The following is a 19,294-nucleotide window of genomic DNA, read 5'->3' as shown; positions in this document are numbered from 1 at the left end:
AACTTCATCTCTTCCTAGAATAGCTGGTATCATTCTTCCTCTACCAAGCGAAAGACCTGCTCCAAGGGTTCGTCGAATATTTGTGCAATTTTTAAAGCAATGATGACCGAGGGTGTGTATTCTCCTCGTTCAATCAGGCTAATGGTCTGTCTCGACACCTCAGCAGCCTTGGCTAGGGCTGTTTGGTTTAGACCGTCTCTGGCTCGTAGTTCCTTGAGCCTATTTTTTAAAATCATGCATCTCAGCTCCTTTCTTTAAAGCGTTTTCATTTTTGAATAAGAACAAATTCCTAGACCTATCAGTAACACTGGAAAATAATGCTCTTCTCTCCAAAATCCTGTATAGCACCGTAATGAGAAGAATGAAACTCGCTATCCCAAAAAATCCAAATAAAAACTTATCAGAACTTCCTGTATGATTTTCAGTTTCGTATCATCTTCCTCCTTAACTTGATTTTATTGTAACACATCTTTTTCGTTTTGACAACTATCTTTGTCAAAAAAATAATATTTTTTGTCAAAAAGTTTATCATCATAGTCATAATAACTACTTTCCTTGTCAAAACTCAACTCATGGACACTAAAAAAGCAGTCTGGAAATCCAGACCACTTAGTCTTTTTATAAATGATTGCCGACAGTCGCAAGGAGTTGCTCTATGGCAGAAGCATCACTTCCTCCTGCCATGGCCATATCAGGTTTTCCACCACCACGACCAGCTACGATTGGAGCCAGTTCTTTGATGAGATTGCCTGCATGTACTTCTTTGGTCTTGCTTGCGACAAGGACATTGACCTTCTCTCCAATAGCTGCCACAAGAACAAGGACATCTGAGTAATCGCCTTGTTTCCAGTTATCTGCAAAGGTGCGAAGTCCGCCAGCATCTGTGACAGAGACTTGGCTAGCGATATAACGAACGCCATTGGCTTCTTGGGCCTCTTTGAACATATCTCCAGCTGCGGCAGCTGCGGCTTTTTCTTTCAAAGCTGCATTTTCTTTTTGCAATTCCCGCAATTGTTCTTGCAAATTCTCAACCTTGGCTGGTACTTCTTTTAATTGAGGAGCTTTCAGAGTGGCTGCAATGGCTTTGAGAGCTTCTTCTTCTTCACGGTAGGCTTCAAAGGCTTCTTTGCTAGTTACAGCAAGGATCCGACGAGTTCCTGAGCCAATTCCCTCTTCTTTGACAATTTTGAAAATACCAATTTCAGCCGTATTCGCTACGTGGGTTCCTCCACAAAGCTCTACTGAATAGTCGCCAATCGTCACGACACGAACTTCCTTGCCGTATTTTTCTCCAAAGAGAGCCATAGCTCCCATCTCTTTAGCAGTGTCAATATCGGTTTCCACTGTTTCAACCGCAAGAGCTTCCCAGATTTTTTCATTGACTTGGGTTTCAATCGCCCGCAATTCCTCTGCTTTTACAGCTTCAAAATGCGTAAAGTCAAAGCGTAGGAAGGCTTCCTCATTTAAGGAACCTGCTTGGGTCGCATGAGTACCGAGAATGCGGTGAAGGGCTGCATGAAGGAGGTGCGTTGCTGTATGGTTTTTCATCACACGATGACGACGCTTGGTATCAACAGCTAAGATATAGCTCTCCTGTAGTCTAAGTGGAGCCAAGACTTCCACCTTGTGCAAGGGTTGTCCATTTGGAGCCTTTTGGACATCCGTGACACGTGCTAGGACTTGCCCAGTTTCGTCACGAATTTCCCCATGGTCTGCTACTTGTCCACCCATTTCTGCATAAAATGGTGTTTCGCCAAAGACCAGGTAGGCTTCTTGTCCGCTAGCAAGGCTCTCTACGGATGTATTATTCTCCACAGCTGCCACAAGGGTAGCTGTCAATTCTGTCACATCGTATTGGAAGCGACTTTCCACAGTAATGGCTTGCAGGGTTTCATTTTGCATGCCCATAGAGCCACCCTTGACTGCACTCGCACGTGCACGCTCCTGCTGCTCTTTCATCGCTCCTTCAAAACCTTCACGGTCAATGCTAACACCTGCTTCTTCTGCGATTTCCTCAGTCAATTCAACCGGAAATCCATAAGTATCATAGAGTTTGAAGACATCTTGACCAGACATAGTCGTTTGATCAGCTGCTTTCATTTTTTCGACAATATCTTGGGCAAAGTGCTGACCAGAGTGGAGGGTTCGTGCGAAAGACTCTTCCTCGCTCTTGATGATTTTTTCAATGAAATCTTTCTTGCCAAGCACTTCAGGGTAGTAGCTTTCCATGATTTTACCCACTGTTGGAACCAGCTTATAAAGGAATGGCTCATTGATGCCTAATTTTTGCCCATGCATAGAGGCCCGACGAAGCAAGCGACGAAGGACATAGCCACGACCTTCATTTCCTGGAAGCGCACCATCACCAATAGCAAAACTGAGCGAGCGGATATGGTCTGCAATCACCTTAAAGCTCATGTTATCTCCATCTGGATCGTACACTTTCCCAGAATACTTTTCTACCTCGCGAATAATCGGCAAGAAAAGGTCTGTTTCAAAGTTGGTCTTAGCACCTTGGAAAATGGCTGCCAAGCGTTCCAAACCAGCTCCCGTATCAATATTTTTATTTGGTAATTCCTTGTACTCTGAACGAGGAACAGCCGGGTCTGCATTGAATTGAGATAAAACGATATTCCAAATCTCAATGTAACGATCGTTTTCGATATCTTCTGCCAAGAGACGTAGCCCGATATTTTCTGGATCAAAGGCTTCTCCACGGTCAAAGAAGATTTCCGTATCTGGCCCAGACGGCCCTGCCCCGATTTCCCAGAAATTATCCTCAATCGGAATTAAGTGACCTGGATCTACTCCCATCGCAATCCAGCGATTGTAGGAATCCTGGTCCTCTGGATAATAGGTCATATAGAGCTTTTCTTTTGGAAAAGCAAACCACTCTGGACTAGTTAACAACTCATAAGCCCATGTAATCGCCTCATCACGGAAGTAATCTCCAATAGAGAAATTTCCAAGCATTTCAAACATGGTATGATGGCGAGCAGTTTTCCCAACATTTTCAATATCATTGGTCCGAATGGCCTTTTGAGCGTTGGTAATCCGTGGATTTTCAGGAATAATGGTTCCATCAAAATATTTCTTTAGGGTTGCCACCCCTGAGTTGATCCACAAAAGGGTCGGATCATTAACAGGAACCAAACTGACTGATGGCTCCACACTATGTCCTTTTGAAGCCCAGAAATCAAGCCACATTTGGCGAATTTGAGCACTAGTTAATTGTTTCATTGTTTATTTCCTTTCTTTTTAGCTGGAAGCAGCGGCAGCCGTTCTTTTTCTCGCCTTGACGTAGTCAATTGCAATCACAAGTGCAATCGTAGTGTCGCAATACGCCTCATCATAGACAGTCACATCGTAGGTCGAAGTCATCCGAAGCCACTCCTGATCAATGCGGGCAACAATAGCACCCTGATGGAGCAATTCAAATTGCATATTCCAAACATCACCAATGACTTCAAGACCGAGATTCTCGATTTCATAACGCGGTTTGAACCAAGTAAATTTCTTCTGGATGATAAACGACGTTTGCCCTTCTACTCCCACCTCAAATCGCGGGAGAAACCCAGTGAATTTCCGTTGGATGGTACTGACCAGCTGACCTTCTCTATCAAAAACTTCAAATGATTTCAGCCATTTCAAAAGACTTCCTTCCACTCGGTAACAAATCTGACCCAGCTCATCTTTGATGGTGAATGTACCAGCCAAAGACCAGAATTTTTGCTTGATGTAGAACTGTTTCATGACCCACCTCCAAAAAAAGACAAGAACAGAGACGAAGGGCGAAAAACCGCGGTACCACCTTCATTCAATGAACTTGTCATTCTCGATGTGTCTAGGAAAGCTAGACCTTATGAAATTTTGCTCTCGAGTAGCAAGATAGGCACTTTTAGATGGCTCGCAGCACCGCCATTTCTCTGGACTAAAAGAGTTGCCTATCCATTCTCAATAGATTTATTATACTTGCTTTTTGGCTATTCGTCAACTTATTTTGAAGACGATTCGCTAGAAGCTTCACTGGAGCTTGAAGTATTGGATCCTGCATTCATGTATTGGGCAAAGACATTTTGGAAGGCTGCATCTTTCACTTTCAAATTAGCATCCTTTAATTCCTCTGCAACGATTGACTGGATAAAGCTTGCTTCATTTTGCTTTTGGTGCAAAATAATTTCTTTCAAGCGATCCTTGTAATCTTCCCATTTCTCTTTCTTCTCTGACTTGCTGTTTAGCTTGATGATATAGTAGCTATTGGTATAAGCAGAAGCCTTTGCAGTGATGACTTCAGAGATTCCATTTGCTTCAAGTGCAAAAGCAGCTTTTTTCACATCATCTGGCAATTCCGTAGAACCTGAGTCAAACTTGATTTCGCCACCTTTTTCCTTGGTTGCAGCATCTGTTGAATTTTCCTTGGCGATTTGTGCAAAGTCTGCTCCCTCTGCCTTAGCCTTTTCCAAAACTTCCTTGGCCTTGTCTTCGCTGTCTAGCTTGATGACTTGCGCAGTCACTTCTGGCGTATAGGCATCATAAGCGGCTTTATAAGCATCGTCATTGATGGTTTTTTCTGCGGCTTGCTTGACCGCATACTCAACCAACTTATTAGTCCGAATTTGTGTTTGGTAGGTTTCTTCCGTCAAACCTGCTTGGGCAAGAATTTGTGGGAAGGCAGCACCATACGATTTTTTATTTTGTTCAAAGGCTTCCTTGACTTCCTTATCCGTTACCTTATCGCCATATTTCTTTTCAAAGACTTCTTGAATGGTCATGTTCAACAACACTTGTTGAGCAGCTGTGTTGTTTTTCACTTGATCATAAAATTTGCTGACTGTAATCGTATTGCCTTTCATGGTTACGATGTCTGCATCCTTTGCTCCTGATTGGGAACAAGCAGCTAGGGTCACAGCTGACAAAAGTGTCACAGCCCCAGCTAAAATCTTTTTCTTCATTGGATATCTACTCCTTTTTATCATTCACTTTCTCTATTGTACCACAAAATAAATTGGATATCTTAAATTTTGCTAAAAACTAATCTCCGTTTTTTCTAAGCAGCAGCAAACCGTCGCCAAGAGGGACCAAGGTCGCTGTCAAATGAGGGACATCCAAGGTTTCCTCAAACAAGCTATGAAGACCCCGGTAAATAGTCCGCTGTCCTCGCCTGATATCTGCGATATCCTTGGCTACATCGCCCCCTTGAAAGACATCGTCAATCACGATAATTCCACCTGTCTTCAACCGTTTTAAGATTTCTGGTAAAAAGACTACGTACTTGGACTTGGCAGAATCCATAAAGACAAAATCATAGCTGTCCTCTAAGGTCCCTAAAATGTCCACCGCATCCCCTTCTAAAAGCGTAATCTGCTTGCGAACATCAAAGCGGGCAAAATTTTCCTTGGCTAAGCCAATCATCTCTTCGTTGCGATCAATAGTCGTAATCTTGGCATGAGGAGCATGTTCTGCCATTAAAAGGGCAGAAAAGCCAATAGCTGTCCCAATTTCTAAAATCTGCTTTGGAGCAAGGCTTTCCAATAAAAAACGGAAATACGCTACCGTTTCATGAGGAATGATTGGGATGTTTTCCCGCTGAGCAAAGCTTTCAAGCTCCTTCAATCCACCTGATACTGGCTTTTGTCGCGTCCGCATGAAGGAAACAATTTCCTCTTTGACCACCGGCCGACGCATATTGTGATTGGCATTTTTACTATACGACTCGACCATCTTAGATAAGACCCAACTTTTCTACCAAGGCTTCAAATTCATTGAGACGGCGTTCGAAGACCGCAAAAGCTGCGTGGAGATAGTCTTCTTGTTCCATATCCACTCCTGCTTTTTTAATCACTTCTAATGGATAATCAGAATTTCCCGCCTTCAGATAGTTGAGGTAATTCTCCTTGTCCTCTGGATTTCCGTGGACAATCTTTTCTGCCAAGGCTGACGCTGCTGAAAAGCCAGTTGCATATTGGAAGACATAATAGTTATAGTAGAAATGTGGAATTCTTGCCCATTCATACTGAATTTCTGGATTGTCTTCTTTTTTAAGACCGTAATAGGTTTCATTTAAGTCTGCATAGAGAGTATTGAGATACTCACTGGTCAAGACTTCTCCAGCTTGATCGGCTTGGTGAATCGCATGTTCAAACTCGGCAAATTGAGTTTGACGATAGACCGTTCCTTTAAAACCATCCAAGAAATGATTCAAAATCGCAAAACGCGTCCGATCATCTGTCACTTCTTCTAGCAGTTTTTCAGTCAGGATATTTTCGTTGGTTGTAGAGGCAATTTCAGCCAAAAAGATCGAATAATCTCCATACACATAAGGCTGTGTTTCCCGCGTATAGCTTGAGTGCATGCTATGACCTGTTTCATGGACTAGGGTATAGAGATTATCAAGCGTATCTTGCCAATTGAGCAGCATAAAGGCATTGGTATCGTAAGAACCGCCTGAGTAAGCTCCAGAGCGTTTCCCTTGGTTTTCATGAACATCAATCCAACGCTCTGAGAAAGCTTGTTGAACTTTTGCCAGATAATCCTCCCCAAAAATCGCCAAAACCTCTTCGGATTTTTTCAAGGCTTCTTCATAGCTAAACTTGTAATCGACTTCTGAGAGCGGTGTGTAGACATCATACATCTTCAAATCCGACAAGCCCAAAATCTTAGCACGCAGAGCCATGTAACGATGTAACAGCGGCAAGTGCTTATGAACAGCAGAAACCAAGCTATCATAGACCGTTTCTGGAATGAAATTCTGTGACAAAGCCGCCTCACGCGCACTCTTATAATGGCGAACCTTAGCCCGATAATTTTGAACTTTTACATTGGTTTGTAGAGTTTTCGCATAGGTGTGCTGGTACTGCTCATAGACGCTATACATGGCTTCATAAGCACCCTTTCTCACTTGGCGATCTTTTGATTCTACTAAAGTAATGTAGTTTCCATGAGATAGTTGAACCTCATCGCCATCCTCATCACGAACCACTGGAAATACAAGGTCTGCATTGTCCAAGATAGCAAAAGTTTCACTCGCTGCTCCAAAAATCTCGCTAGCCCCTGCAAGCAACTCTTCCTCACGCTGAGACAAAACATGCTCTTTTGCCTTCAGCAAACGGTCAAAATAATGACGGTAAAGAGCTAGTCCCTCTGCTTCCTGCAAGAAGTTTTGGTACATTTCCTCTGTAATCTTCATAAATTCTGGCTCGAAAAAGGCAAAGGTTTGACCAAAGTCACTGTAAAGACTACTTGCCTTGGCTTGATACTCTTGGTAGCTAGCCTCACGCGTATCTTGGTCGTTTTTCATGGACGCATACACATAGAGCTTCTCTAATCGACGGGATAAGGACATGTAAGTATCCGTCGTTTCAAGCAAGCTGTTTGCCGAGTCAAGCAGATGACCTTCAAAGGCCTTGGCTTTTGCTACGTCCGTAGACAAACTGGCTAGCTCAGCCTCCCAAGACTCATCACTTGGAAAGACTGTCGTCAAATCCCAAGTATATTTTTCTTCGATTTCATTTCTTTGTTTTACCATTAAAATTCCTCCATCTCCCTATTTTATCATATTTTCTGCCAAAATCATCTGATAAAAGGCTGGTGGATATAGAATTTGGAGATTTTTTCTCGACTCTTGTTGGTAATATTGCTGAAAATTAGAGTAATAGCTCTCAAGACTTTGAGAAATCTGGACAAAGGACTCTGCACGAACCGGTCTCACTTGCGGGTAGAAATCTTCTCTTGACATGGTGAGTAGATTTTGCCCTTTTTGGTAATATTCAGCCTGCAACTGCATCCATTTAGGCTGCTGGTAGTAAAGTTGCTCACGTACGTAGCGGCAAATGTCCAGATCCTCCTTGGCCAAAAAACTAGTCACTTCCTGAGCTTGATAGGGCAGACGAAAGACAGCTAGCAAATCACCTCGCTCAAAGGGAAATTCCTTGGTTTTATACTGCACATTTCCATGCAAATCTTCATGAATTAGATAATTGAGCCGCAAAACTTCCTTTTCTTGGTCCAATTCCCACAGATAAAAGCCCATATTTTGGCTGAAATAGAGGAAATTCTTCTGTAAGGCTGTCAACGAACGTTTCAACCACAATTTCTTTCCCAGCAGCCAGAGGACTTGACAGCCTATTTTCCGATAGTTTTCTGTCCTTTCCTTTAAACGTTTTAAGCTGAGCGAACTACACTGGACTTCAAGAGCAATCTTATCATCCATTAAGAGGTCTGCCATTTGCTGAATGCTCGGTACAAATGCCTCGACTTGCATAGAATGCATTTTTACACCCCAACGATACAGACTGGCCTTGAGATTTAAGTGCTCCTCACTTTCATTTTCCGTATACCCCTCACAAGTACGCAAAGAAATATGTGCAAAATGAGGCCGCAAAATGCTCCCTCGTTTCACCCGCACAGCTCCCTCACAAAATGGACAGAAAAACTCTCCGACCAAATACTCCTCTTCCAAACTATTGACGAACTTTCCTTGTGTATCACGAGCAACTAACATAAGACCTCCTTTTTCTTGTTTATTCGCAAAGAAAAAGGAAATCTCCGATGAGATTTCCAATATGAAAGTCGGTAAATTTATCCTAGACCTTGTTCTTCTTTGTAGAGTTTTTCGTCATAAGCACGGATGAACGGTAGGTAGACCAAGAAAGCGACAACGGCTGATACGACTGCGACAATCGCTGCTCGGAAATCTCCTCCTGTTCCGATGAAAGCTCCGATACCTGCTGGTGATGGCCAAGGCATTTGGGCAATAACTGGGTTACACAACTGCAATTTAATCGCAAAGTAACCAACAGAAGCAGAAGCCATTGGGGCTAAGAAGAATGGAATAGCTAAGTTTGGATTGTAGATAATTGGCAAACCAAAGATAATAGGTTCATTGATGTTAAAGATAGCTGGTGCAATAGAAGCACGCCCAAGGAGCTTTAATTGCTCTGCTTTTGACATATAAGCCAAGTAGATAATCAATCCAAGCGTTGCCCCAGAACCACCTAGGGTAACAAACATATTGCTAAATTCTCCTGCAAGTGGAATATTCGCTCCATTATTGACATTTTCTGCCATATTCACAAGGGCGATTGGGTTAACAAAGGCAAAGATGATGTTTGCTCCGTGAATTCCCACAATCCAAAGTGATTGAACAAGGAAGTAAATAACCATAAGACCAAGCCATGAATTGGTAATGTTAGCAACAAAGCTAAATGGAAGAGCTACGACTTGGTAGACATCTGTTCCTAAAAGGACAAAGACCCCATTGATAAAGATAATTGCAAAAGCTACAACAAAGGCTGGAATGAGAGCTGTAAATCCGCGTGATACTCCCTCTGGTACAGATTCAGGCATTTTGATAACCCAATTTTTTGCTACACAGAGACGGTACAATTGAACCGCAATCACAGCCATGATAATCGCTGTAAAAATTCCGACTGAGCCAAGACGAGAAACCCCATCACCACCCATGGCCCAACCATTGATGACATAGCTGCCTTCTTCTACGCTATGTACCAAGCTGACAGCACCTTTTTCAAAGACCAATTGTGGCAGTGTCATAAAGAAGGCAAACATAGATAGCAAAGCACCATTGATTGGACTGACGTTTAGTCCATCTTCTTCTGCATAAATCTTTGTGAATTCATACCCTAGCACAAGGTTGAAATAAAGAGCTAAAATTCCCATCGTAGCACGATTAGCAAGCATATAGAGGTCGGCGAATTTTCCAAATGTGCCATTAAAGAAATCCACAAACCAAGGCATAGAGAAAGTTAGGGGCAAAATGTTAAAGACCAAAAACATAGACCCGACAATGGTAAAGGGAATAGTTGCTGTACCGGCTGCGGTAATCGCGCGGACAAATTTGTATTGGGAAATTTTTCCCATCGGTCCCATGAGATACTTCTCAAGAAAATCAAAAACTTTTTGCATGATAGTCTCCTTTTTTATTTATAGTATATCCTATGTTGGTTCCTGCTCAAAGAGCATGAGTAGACAGATACTGAGCGATACGCTGATAGGCTTTATCCAAGCCTTGATCCATTTTTCTAAGCTTACGCGTCATTCCAAAACTCACCAGTATCCCTAAGGCTAAAAATCCTACCAATACAGATGTATTTTGCAAGGTGAGATTTAAAAAGGGAAAAGTGATTGTTCCTTGCCCAAGGAGCACAGAAACGATTAAGCCAAGATTCGCCCAGACAGTCGTCTGAAAGAAGAGAAGCGTACGCTTGGGTGAGCGTTGATTTCGCGTACGCATTTTCATCTGCTCCCAAATAGCCAGACCAGCTAAAGCCAGTAAGCTACTGGATAAGAAGATGACTAGGTATCCGTTAGATACTAACAAAGCTAAGGTCCAATAAAGATTGACAAAGAAGAAAACATGTACAGTATAACGAACCAGTAAATAACGTGTGTAATACATATTCTTGATAGACTCTTCTTTACGACGTTCTTCTAATTGTCTTTTTTCTTCTGGTGTCATCTTTTGTTCCTCCTTTATTGATGATCAATTTTTTGATGAAGGGCTAACATCTCCAAAGCCACTTCTCGCAACGTCATGGTGGTCATCAAATGATCTTGGGCATGAACCATGATAATCTCAATCTTAATCTCTTCCCCACTTGCATAGTCTTGTAAGAGCTTCGTTTGAGCATGATGAGCCTCCACCAATTCTGTATTTGCAATCTCCAATTTTTCTTCAGCTAGGCTATAATTTCCCTCACGCATAGCGGCAAAGGCCTCGTGGACCTCTGTCCTAGCTGTTCCGCTATGGAGAATAATTTCAAATGCTACAACTTGTAATTCTTCCTGATTCATCGTATCTCCCCTTCTTCTAAAAATTCTTTCTTAAATGCTGCTAAATTCTGACACGTTAATAACCGTCTTTGAAGCTCTGGTTCCTCCAATAAATCGACAATTTTTGACGTTAATGCTGTCATTCCTTCATTTTCATACATGGATGGAGACGGTAAAAAGACGAAGCGTACATTTTCTTGCTCATTCCATCTCACTCCTGAAGGAAGCAAGACCAGCCCAATCTTATGGTTTTTGGCTAGTGGCTTAATCGGATGTGGGACAGCGATTTCCGGTGAAAAAACAATCGAACTCAACTGTTCTCTCTGACGGATCCCTTCTTTCATCCTGCTCACAAAGCCTTCGTCCTCCCCATCTGCCATCTTCCTCAGCAACTCTTCTAAAATTGCTTCCTGACTCGTCTGTTCACCTATCATAAACCAGTCTTCTGAGAAATAATCATCAAACAACTGACTAAGATTTTTCTCTGTTTCCGTTTGTTGATTTTGGCGATTGACCATCTCTAGTGGATTCATGGTTCTCAATCGTTGCTTGATTAACTTCACCTCATCATTTGTCAAAAAGATACTCACGGTAAACACTGGCAAACTAAAGACTAAATTGGAAAGGTCGATGGACGAAATAATAAAATCAATTCCTTGCATGCGTTCATCATTCAAATCATAGTAACCAATCACATCAACCACCGTGACTAGATTGCCAAGCTCTAGCTCAATTCGATTTTTTAACAGTTGAGCACTGCCAAACCCTGTTGCACAAATGACCAAGATATTGAATTTCTGCTTTTCCTTGATTCGTTCCATAGCAGCCATAACATGCAGGGCTACATAGGCAATTTCATCTTCGGATAAAGTCAGATGTGCAAAACTTGGCATGGCTGCAAGCATGTCTGCCGTCAGTTGGAAAACTGGTAAATAACTCTTCTTGATATCCGCTAATAACGGATTCTCTAACTTGACATGATTTTTGAGGCGAATGAGCAGTGTCGCTAAATGAGTGAGCACCCCTTCAACCAATTGAAAATCCTGCTGAAACCGGTACTTTTTCACACTTGGGTGGTACTCCAAGACCTGAATTAATTGACTTCGCAGCGACTCCCCACCGTCTAGAATGCTCGAGTGCTGGTGATAGGCCTTTGAAATCAAATGAAGAGTGATGTAGTCAATCTCCTCTTCTGGAAAATCCAGACTAATCAACCTCGATACTCGAATCAAGATGGACTCTGCAATCTTTCTTTCCTTAGGATAATCCTCTCTAGCCAAATCTTCAATCTGCTTGATTTGAAAACCCTGGGCAATACGCCTCACAGAAAGCACAAGATGGGTCACTAGATTTTGAATGACAAAATCAGATAGCCGAAGCTCCCCCTCTCGGCACTCTTCTAGGACAATCAAGGTTAAATCCTCGAGATTCAACTGTTTTTCATTGATTTCCATGGGAATATACTGATGTAGTGAGGCAAAAGATTGGTCACGGAAGAAATGATCCATGATAAATCGCCTCTTGTTGCGTTCACTTCCCACAACATAAACACCATAGTTCGCCTTGCTTTCAATCGTCAAATCGTAAGCTGCCAAGTCTTTTCGAATCTTTTTGAAATCTGAAGACAAGGTTGATCTACTGACAAATAGCTCTTCTGCTAAGTCATCGAAGTAGAGTTGGGCTTGCTCAAAGAGCAATTTATTCACAAGATAATGATAACGATCTTCAATGTTGTCACCATTTCCACCCGTTTCACTTAAGGACTCTGACTGCATAAAGGTCTGATAGAGAAGGGACTGGCAAATCGTTAGACGATATCCATAGCCTTGCTTGGCCTCCAAACAAAAACCAGTCTCTCGCTCATCTAGCTCCATCAAAGACTTGAGGTACGTTCTTACAGTACGGTCTGAGCAGGAAAGTGCTTCTGCCAAGGCCTTGCTTGTCACAAACTCTCCCTTGTGATCTATTAGATATTGAAGAATGTGTTTTTCTTTTTGATGCAACACCTATCTATCCTCCCAAACAGTTGTAAGACTATTTTACCTTTTTTTGAAAATAATGTCAGATATTTTCTGAAATAAGAGCAGCCATTTTCTCAATCCCCATTGGAATTGGAATATAAGCTTGTGGAGGAATTTGGACAATTGGTTTGCCTACTTTTGCCGCTGCTTCTTCAAATTGCTTGAAATACATCTTTGTTTGTGGACTGATTAAAAACAAATCAAATTCCCCAGAAGCAATAGCTTTTCCACCCTCCGTTGCGCTGATTGCATCTACTTCAATTTCTTTTCCTTGCGTTTTAAGCAATTCGGTTGATTTCTTAGCCATCAAAGAAGATGACATTCCCGCTGCACAGATAATCAATGCTTTTTTCATAAGTTAAACTCCTTTGTTTTCTTTTGATGATTTTATTATAAAAGAAAACGCTTCCTATCTCCATAGAAGCTTTTTCCGTAGTGAAACGGAAATTTTCCGCAGTCTGATGCCCTACGGAAAAATACACAAAAAGACTTGAAATCCGTCTTTAAACCCGATAATTTCAAGCCTTTCTCTCTTCGACTGTTATTTGTAGCGTAATTTATAGTATAAAATCATGCCAGATAAAATCAACGAAACACTATTTGCCATGATGAGCGGCCAATCACCGATTCGAATTCCATGGCACAACCATAGAAAAATCCCTGTTACTTGCATCAAGTACATACCTAATGCAATAGATTCCGTATCTTTTGTTTTCATCACCTTCAAAACCTGAGGGACAAACGCAAACGTTGTTAAAATTGCTGCAACCGTTCCAATCATTTCTTTCTCCCTAAAAGGGGGTAAAACACCCCTTATTTTTATAATCGTCAAAAATCAAAATCTGATATTGTTAACCCACCTTGCTTTAACAGTCCAGCGGACTATTGAAAGTTGGACATAATGAGGTTGGGACAAACCAGCTAACTTCTGTTCTAGCTATGGTTTTTAACGCTCGTTTTATCTATGGCCTTCCACAATCCTTAATTGTGGAACCTAGTCAGATTTTGATGGTTAGTATTAATCCTCTAAGCTAGCTCCGTTTGTTCTAATAACTTTCTGATACCAAGCAAAGGATTTTTTAGGACTACGAGCGTATGTCCCCTTTCCTTCATCATCTTTGTCGACATAGATAAAACCATAGCGTTTACGCATTTCACCGGTCCCCGCAGAAACAAGGTCAATACAGCCCCATGGGGTGTATCCCATGAGATCAACTCCGTCTTCGATGACTGCTTTTTTCATTTCTTTAATATGGGCACCTAGATAGTCAATACGATAATCATCATGCACCATACCGTCTTCCTCCACTTGGTCAATCGCTCCAAATCCATTTTCCACGATAAAAAGAGGAAGGTGATACATATCCGTAAACCAGTTCAAGGCATAGCGCAAGCCTTCTGGATCGATTTGCCATTCCCATTCAGAAGCTTTGACATAGGTATTTTTCACCAAATCTTCCGTTTCTAGATAATCATAATGAGGGTTATTGGAACGATGCGAATCAATGGCAAAAGACATGTAATAGCTAAAACCAATATAATCCACACAACCTGCCAACAAATCTTCTTTATCCTCGGCAGTTACATCAATAGAAAATCCTTTTCTCTCCCAATATTTTAAAATATGATTTGGATAAAAACCATGGACATGAACATCTGCAAAATAGTAGCGTTTTTGCATCGCCTTTTGCGCCATGAGAATGTCAGCTGGCTTACAAGTTGCTGGATAAATTGGACACATGGCAATCATACAACCGATGTGGAAGTCTTTATTGATAGCGTGTCCAATCTTGACAGCACGGGCTGAAGCCACTAGCTCATAGTGAGCTGCTTGGTACATAATCTCTTCCCGATTATCTCCTTTTTGATAAACAATTCCTGAATTCGTAAAGGGAGCAAAATCTTCTTGGTAATTTGCCTGGTTATTGATTTCATTGAAGGTCATCCAGTATTTGACCTTATCCTTGTAGCGGGTAAAAACAACTTCTGCAAATCGTACAAAGAAATCAATCAATTGACGATTTTTCCAACCACCGTATGCCGTTACCAGATGATAAGGCATTTCAAAATGAGAAAGTGTCACCACAGGCTCAATGCCATATTTTAAACATTCATCAAACAAATCATCGTAAAATTGAAGTCCGGCTTCATTTGGCTCAAGCTCATCTCCCTTTGGAAAAATGCGTGTCCAAGCAATGGATGTCCGAAAACATTTGAAGCCCATTTCTGCAAATAGAGCCACATCTTCCTTATATCGGTGATAAAAATCAATGGCTTCATGGTTGGGATAGTATTTCCCCTCCAAGACCCCTTCTGTAATTTCGCGTGCAACTCCATGTCGACCAGCAGTCATGACATCAGCGACACTGAGCCCTTTCCCACCTTCTTGCCAACCACCTTCTAGTTGGTGGGCTGCAACAGCACCACCCCATAAAAATCCATCTTTAAACGTTGCCATTTGTTTCCTCCTGATCTTGATAGTCTCATTATACTCTCCTTTCCGATAAATGTTGATAGCCCTTTCTTCCGTATCATTACGGAAAAGAAATAATGTTAAACAAAAACGTAATTTTGAACTACTTATGTTTCAACATGAAGATTTCCGAACCAATCTATTAAAAAATGCCTAAAATCAACTTCCCCAAGGCATTGATTTTAGGCGGTTTTGTTATTGGAAAATTTTTTTCTAGACTGTGTTAAGCAAACATATTCTTCTTTGTTTTTTCTGGGATTTTTAGAAAGGCAGCAAGGAGAAGCGTCACCGCTAACACCGCTACGAGAAAACCATTCATCGTGCTGTAGTTTGTCCAGTCAAGGATATGGCCAGCTGCATTCTGAATGACAATTGTCCCTAGGCTACGAACAGTCTGCACAAGGGCAAGGGCTGTCACCAAGTATGTTTCATCAATTAAATGAGCCACAATTTTCAAATTCAGCATGATTAAAATCATACTAGCTGCATGTTTTCCAATCAGCGTCCATATAATTTTAGAAGTCAAGCCTAATTCTAGGGCATAGACGCCATATTGAAAGAGTAGAATCGCTAGTCCAAGATAGAGCAGGGTTTTAATTGAAAAACGATCCATAAATAAATACGAATAGAAAATCAAGGGCGATTCGCAAATGACAGCAAGAGCTATCACCGTTGTCGCCATACTCACACTCAAACCGCTCTCTTCTAACATGGACGGAATATAGGTATGCCCTGTATTAGTCACACCTGAATACAAGGCCACAATGAGTAGATAGTAAAGATACACACGATTCTTCAAAAGATCTCCCAGATAGGATTTATGAGAATCTGTTTTGAACTCTTTCTTATCCTGCAAGGGATTGACCCCAAGAACTCCTACAATACTGAGTAACATCGCAAAGACAAAAACTACAAAAATCGCTTGCGGCGAGACATACCTATAAATCAGACCTGCCAGCTGCGACCCTAGTGCATAGCCAATGGTTCCCCAAATCCGAATTTTTCCATAGGTGTAGGGGCTTTTTGCGGCTAGGACATCCATGACAGGATTGACCCCATTGATCAACATCAACACCAAACTATAGCAAATTGTCAAAGCCGCTAAACTCTTCGCTTGCATAAAACATAGAGCACCGATAATGATGATCTGAAAGCTATACAAGGTCACCTTCTTGATTCCAATCCTGTCATTTAGCATGCCCATGATTGGCTGAGCCAACATCGAAGTGAAAAAGGAACCTGAAACAAGGATGGAAACCTCTGTGGCTGAAAAACCTCTATCCAACAGATAGACCGATATCAAGGTCGAAAAGAGGGCAAAGGATAGAAAGTAAAAATGATACATAAGAAAATATGCGAAGTAGCTATCTTGAAATTTACGGACCATGTCCTCTTCCTTTCGTTTGAAAGCCCGACCAGTTCCCTAGTCGAGCTTTCTTATCTTATTTATTCTTATTTTTTTCTCGGCGAGAATAGGTTCCTGTTGTCTGAGGAACTGCTTTTTCCTTTTTCTTTCGATTATTCAGCGTCTCAATCACCAGGATGAAAATCAAAACCAGTAAAGGCAGCACTATGAAAAACTTGTAATCCCACAAGAACTGCGTCCAAGACTTTGTACGGTTGGATGAGGGGAAAATTTGCTTAGCAACGCTTCCTAAACCAGACTCTGCTAGCTCGACCTTGACCCCGTCTGAAATGGTTGACGAAGCTGTTTCTAAGCCGTTATCCACTTTGAGGATGTTATTTTCCACAAGTAATGTTGGACTTGTCCCTTTTTTGACAGTGGCATAAAAATCGTTCGAAACCTGATAGGTCTTGCCATCGATATCTTGTTTGCCCGCAGATAGAACCTTTTTATACTCATAATCCTTAAAGGCTTTTTCCATAAGAGCATTTCCAAAAGGATGACGGTAGTACTCACCGTCTTGATCTGACCAATCCCCAACTCCCATGACAACGCAGACAAATCGTTGCTCTCCACGTTTGACCGTCGCGATATAGTTAAAAGCACCTTGAGGACTCGAACCTGTCTTTAGCCCATCAACTCCCTCAATCCCATAAAGGGAGTCTGGAAGCGAATAGTTGTAGGTTTCAAAGGTTTCTTCATAAGGTGTTCCTGCTTTCACAGTCACCACCGAATCTTTGGTAAAGTTTAAAATCTCTGGATGATTTTTGACAAAGTAGTAGCCTAAAATCCCCATATCTCGTGCGGTGGTTTGGTTTGTTGAGTAATTATCATACTCGTAAGGCGTATAGTAGCCCTTAAAAGCAACCGCAGCTGCCCCACTCGCATTAAACCATTTGGTATTGGTCATGCCTAATTCTTTTGCCTTGGCATTCATCTGATTCAAAAAAGCATCCGCGTCATAGTCAGACAAGTAATTCGCCAGCATGACCGTTGTGACATTCGAGGAAGGAACTGCTGTCATCGTAATCAATTCTGAAACTGTATAGTCCACTCCAGCTACGATGTTATTATTAGAGATTTCATAAATCTTTGAGATCGCTTGATCCGCTGCTGTCGCTGTAATAACTGTATCAAGCGACAAACGTCCTTCTTTAATAGCATCGAAAACCAAGTAGAGCGTCATCAACTTACTCATGCTCGCAGGGTCTCTGACTTCATCTACATTATCTTGCCAGACGATGTCTCCTGTATTTGCATCTAGGACAATGGTTGATTTAGGACGATTGATTTCCTGAACATTGGGATAACTCGCACGTGTAATATCCATCAATTCATCAGCCGATACACTGATGGGTGCCGATAAAAGCAACAGGGCAGACAAAAAAGCAACTACTTTCTTCACAGCATTTCTCCTCGTTTTTTCATTTCTTTTCTAGTATATCATAAATCCATACAAAATTGGACCTATTTTCGCCATTTGTACAAAAACTTGACTTCTGTGTGAAAATAGCAAAGACTGCTTTTTCTTTCTAGAACCAGCTATTTTCCTAAGCATCCATAGCCATTTTAATGCAGCAAATGAGACGATTTTTAGACTTTATACTCTATAAAAATCAAAATCTGACTAGGTTCCACAATTGAGAATTGTGAAAGGTGATCGATAAAACTAGCCTAGCTTGTATCCTAAAAACCGCAGCTAGAACTAGCGTTCAGTAAGGTGAGTTAACGATGCCAGATTTTGATTGTGGACGAGTATTAGTCATTCAATCCACTCTTCAACAATGCCACTCTACCAAGAAAGGCTGGATTTTTGCCCAGCCATTCCTATATCTTTTAGCTATAAACGTTCATTTCCTAATTCTCTAGATACGTTTCAAACCGCTCAAGGCTGCCTTATCTGCGATAATCACAACATCCTCATGGCTTTGAAGGCTACTTGCTGGTAATTCTTCTGTCATCGGGCCATCCACCATACCTGCGATAGCATAGGCTTTCCCTGCACCGTAAGCAAACAAGATAATGGATTTGGCACTCAAGATATTTTTAATTCCCATGGAAATAGCCTGCGTCGGTACATCCTCAATCTTTTCAAAAAAGCGAGCATTGGCTTGAATCGTTGACTCTGTTAATTCGACTGCATGCACTTGGCTGTCAAAAGGCGTCCCTGGTTCGTTAAAACCGATATGCCCATTGGTTCCAATCCCTAAAATCTGTAAATCGACAGGATGTTCTGCAAGCAAGGCATTGTAGCGAACCACTTCCTCATCAATATTAGCTGCTTTGCCGTTTGGCAAAAAGCTTTCTTTGAACGGTTTGGCATCAAATAAATTTTTTTGCATGAAATAGCGATACGATTGGTCATTATCTCCATCTAAGCCCATGTATTCATCCAGATTGACACTGACTAAATCTGACAAATCCACATCACTCTCGCGAATCTCCTTGTAAAATTCCAAAGGACTGCTCCCTGTGGCAAGACCGAGTGTTTTGGCACCATTTGCCAATTTTTCCTTGAGCAATTCAAAGGCGACACGCCCACCTTCTACTTGATTGTCCACTTGTATAATTCTCATGATAAACCTCCTTGAGTTTGCTTACTTT

General features: G+C 41.6%; 17 protein-coding genes. All 17 read right to left on the bottom strand.

What is annotated here, in order from left to right; all coding sequences use genetic code 11:
• Positions 1 to 29: 29 nt before the first annotated feature.
• The 17 genes from BFM96_RS05880 to BFM96_RS05795 all read right to left on the bottom strand — a co-directional run bounded on the left by BFM96_RS05880 (position 30) and on the right by BFM96_RS05795 (position 19,266).
• Positions 30 to 236: a helix-turn-helix transcriptional regulator gene (locus tag BFM96_RS05880; RefSeq protein ID WP_067088713.1), complete on the bottom strand. Its 207-nt coding sequence runs from the start codon at positions 234 to 236 to the stop codon at positions 30 to 32.
• A 382-nt stretch (positions 237 to 618) separates the two neighbouring features.
• On the bottom strand, positions 619 to 3,240 hold the full coding sequence (gene alaS, locus BFM96_RS05870; RefSeq protein WP_068991566.1) for an alanine--tRNA ligase: 2,622 nt from the start codon (positions 3,238 to 3,240) through the stop codon (positions 619 to 621).
• A gap of 18 nt (positions 3,241 to 3,258) precedes the next feature.
• Positions 3,259 to 3,753: an LURP-one-related/scramblase family protein gene (locus tag BFM96_RS05865; RefSeq protein WP_068991564.1), complete on the bottom strand. Its 495-nt coding sequence runs from the start codon at positions 3,751 to 3,753 to the stop codon at positions 3,259 to 3,261.
• Positions 3,754 to 3,995: 242 nt separating this feature from the next.
• Complete coding sequence (gene prsA / locus BFM96_RS05860; RefSeq protein WP_068991560.1) at positions 3,996 to 4,952, bottom strand: peptidylprolyl isomerase PrsA; 957 nt, start codon at positions 4,950 to 4,952, stop codon at positions 3,996 to 3,998.
• Positions 4,953 to 5,031: 79 nt separating this feature from the next.
• Entirely contained in the window at positions 5,032 to 5,721 is a 690-nt protein-coding gene (locus BFM96_RS05855) for an O-methyltransferase (RefSeq protein ID WP_068991558.1), read from the bottom strand.
• Between the two features lies 1 nt (position 5,722).
• A complete protein-coding gene (pepF, locus tag BFM96_RS05850; protein WP_068991554.1) occupies positions 5,723 to 7,525 on the bottom strand; it encodes an oligoendopeptidase F in 1,803 nt (600 codons plus the stop codon).
• A gap of 18 nt (positions 7,526 to 7,543) precedes the next feature.
• Positions 7,544 to 8,500, bottom strand: a complete 957-nt coding sequence (locus BFM96_RS05845; RefSeq protein WP_068991552.1) for a competence protein CoiA — start codon at positions 8,498 to 8,500, stop codon at positions 7,544 to 7,546.
• A 77-nt stretch (positions 8,501 to 8,577) separates the two neighbouring features.
• Complete coding sequence (gene celB / locus BFM96_RS05840; RefSeq protein ID WP_068991550.1) at positions 8,578 to 9,924, bottom strand: PTS cellobiose transporter subunit IIC; 1,347 nt, start codon at positions 9,922 to 9,924, stop codon at positions 8,578 to 8,580.
• Between the two features lie 46 nt (positions 9,925 to 9,970).
• Complete coding sequence (locus BFM96_RS05835) at positions 9,971 to 10,477, bottom strand: hypothetical protein (RefSeq protein ID WP_068991547.1); 507 nt, start codon at positions 10,475 to 10,477, stop codon at positions 9,971 to 9,973.
• Between the two features lie 14 nt (positions 10,478 to 10,491).
• Positions 10,492 to 10,812, bottom strand: coding sequence for a PTS cellobiose transporter subunit IIA (locus BFM96_RS05830; RefSeq protein WP_068991545.1), 321 nt, complete (start codon positions 10,810 to 10,812; stop codon positions 10,492 to 10,494).
• The gene (locus BFM96_RS05825; RefSeq protein ID WP_068991542.1) at positions 10,809 to 12,797 is read right to left on the bottom strand and encodes a BglG family transcription antiterminator; all 1,989 of its coding nucleotides are present in this window, start codon (positions 12,795 to 12,797) and stop codon (positions 10,809 to 10,811) included. Before BFM96_RS05825 ends, BFM96_RS05830 begins: the two co-directional genes overlap by 4 nt.
• A gap of 55 nt (positions 12,798 to 12,852) precedes the next feature.
• A complete protein-coding gene (locus BFM96_RS05820) occupies positions 12,853 to 13,167 on the bottom strand; it encodes a PTS cellobiose transporter subunit IIB (RefSeq protein WP_068991539.1) in 315 nt (104 codons plus the stop codon).
• A gap of 186 nt (positions 13,168 to 13,353) precedes the next feature.
• Positions 13,354 to 13,593 (bottom strand): SemiSWEET transporter, encoded by a 240-nt coding sequence (locus BFM96_RS05815; RefSeq protein ID WP_068991537.1) that lies wholly within the window; start codon positions 13,591 to 13,593, stop codon positions 13,354 to 13,356.
• A gap of 237 nt (positions 13,594 to 13,830) precedes the next feature.
• Positions 13,831 to 15,270: a 6-phospho-beta-glucosidase gene (locus tag BFM96_RS05810; RefSeq protein ID WP_068991535.1), complete on the bottom strand. Its 1,440-nt coding sequence runs from the start codon at positions 15,268 to 15,270 to the stop codon at positions 13,831 to 13,833.
• Between the two features lie 238 nt (positions 15,271 to 15,508).
• Positions 15,509 to 16,672, bottom strand: a complete 1,164-nt coding sequence (locus BFM96_RS05805) for an MFS transporter (RefSeq protein ID WP_068991532.1) — start codon at positions 16,670 to 16,672, stop codon at positions 15,509 to 15,511.
• Between the two features lie 55 nt (positions 16,673 to 16,727).
• On the bottom strand, positions 16,728 to 18,095 hold the full coding sequence (locus BFM96_RS05800; RefSeq protein ID WP_068991529.1) for a DUF1958 domain-containing protein: 1,368 nt from the start codon (positions 18,093 to 18,095) through the stop codon (positions 16,728 to 16,730).
• Between the two features lie 460 nt (positions 18,096 to 18,555).
• Positions 18,556 to 19,266: a glucosamine-6-phosphate deaminase gene (locus BFM96_RS05795; RefSeq protein ID WP_068991528.1), complete on the bottom strand. Its 711-nt coding sequence runs from the start codon at positions 19,264 to 19,266 to the stop codon at positions 18,556 to 18,558.
• Between the last annotated feature and the right edge of the window lie 28 nt (positions 19,267 to 19,294).

The sequence above is a fragment of the Streptococcus himalayensis genome (assembly GCF_001708305.1).
GTDB classification, from domain to species: Bacteria; Bacillota; Bacilli; order Lactobacillales; family Streptococcaceae; genus Streptococcus; species Streptococcus himalayensis.
The sequence above is the reverse complement of the archived record's forward strand: the minus strand, read 5'-3'. Positions and strand labels throughout refer to the sequence as shown.

Coding starts and splice junctions, on each gene's coding strand:
- BFM96_RS05880 (WP_067088713.1), bottom strand. CDS start 236: ATGATTTTAAAAAATAGGCTCAAGGAACTACGAGCCAGAGACGGTCTA.
- alaS (WP_068991566.1), bottom strand. CDS start 3,240: ATGAAACAATTAACTAGTGCTCAAATTCGCCAAATGTGGCTTGATTTC.
- BFM96_RS05865 (WP_068991564.1), bottom strand. CDS start 3,753: ATGAAACAGTTCTACATCAAGCAAAAATTCTGGTCTTTGGCTGGTACA.
- prsA (WP_068991560.1), bottom strand. CDS start 4,952: ATGAAGAAAAAGATTTTAGCTGGGGCTGTGACACTTTTGTCAGCTGTG.
- BFM96_RS05855 (WP_068991558.1), bottom strand. CDS start 5,721: ATGGTCGAGTCGTATAGTAAAAATGCCAATCACAATATGCGTCGGCCG.
- pepF (WP_068991554.1), bottom strand. CDS start 7,525: ATGGTAAAACAAAGAAATGAAATCGAAGAAAAATATACTTGGGATTTG.
- BFM96_RS05845 (WP_068991552.1), bottom strand. CDS start 8,500: ATGTTAGTTGCTCGTGATACACAAGGAAAGTTCGTCAATAGTTTGGAA.
- celB (WP_068991550.1), bottom strand. CDS start 9,924: ATGCAAAAAGTTTTTGATTTTCTTGAGAAGTATCTCATGGGACCGATG.
- BFM96_RS05835 (WP_068991547.1), bottom strand. CDS start 10,477: ATGACACCAGAAGAAAAAAGACAATTAGAAGAACGTCGTAAAGAAGAG.
- BFM96_RS05830 (WP_068991545.1), bottom strand. CDS start 10,812: ATGAATCAGGAAGAATTACAAGTTGTAGCATTTGAAATTATTCTCCAT.
- BFM96_RS05820 (WP_068991539.1), bottom strand. CDS start 13,167: ATGAAAAAAGCATTGATTATCTGTGCAGCGGGAATGTCATCTTCTTTG.
- BFM96_RS05815 (WP_068991537.1), bottom strand. CDS start 13,593: ATGATTGGAACGGTTGCAGCAATTTTAACAACGTTTGCGTTTGTCCCT.
- BFM96_RS05810 (WP_068991535.1), bottom strand. CDS start 15,270: ATGGCAACGTTTAAAGATGGATTTTTATGGGGTGGTGCTGTTGCAGCC.
- BFM96_RS05805 (WP_068991532.1), bottom strand. CDS start 16,672: ATGGTCCGTAAATTTCAAGATAGCTACTTCGCATATTTTCTTATGTAT.
- BFM96_RS05795 (WP_068991528.1), bottom strand. CDS start 19,266: ATGAGAATTATACAAGTGGACAATCAAGTAGAAGGTGGGCGTGTCGCC.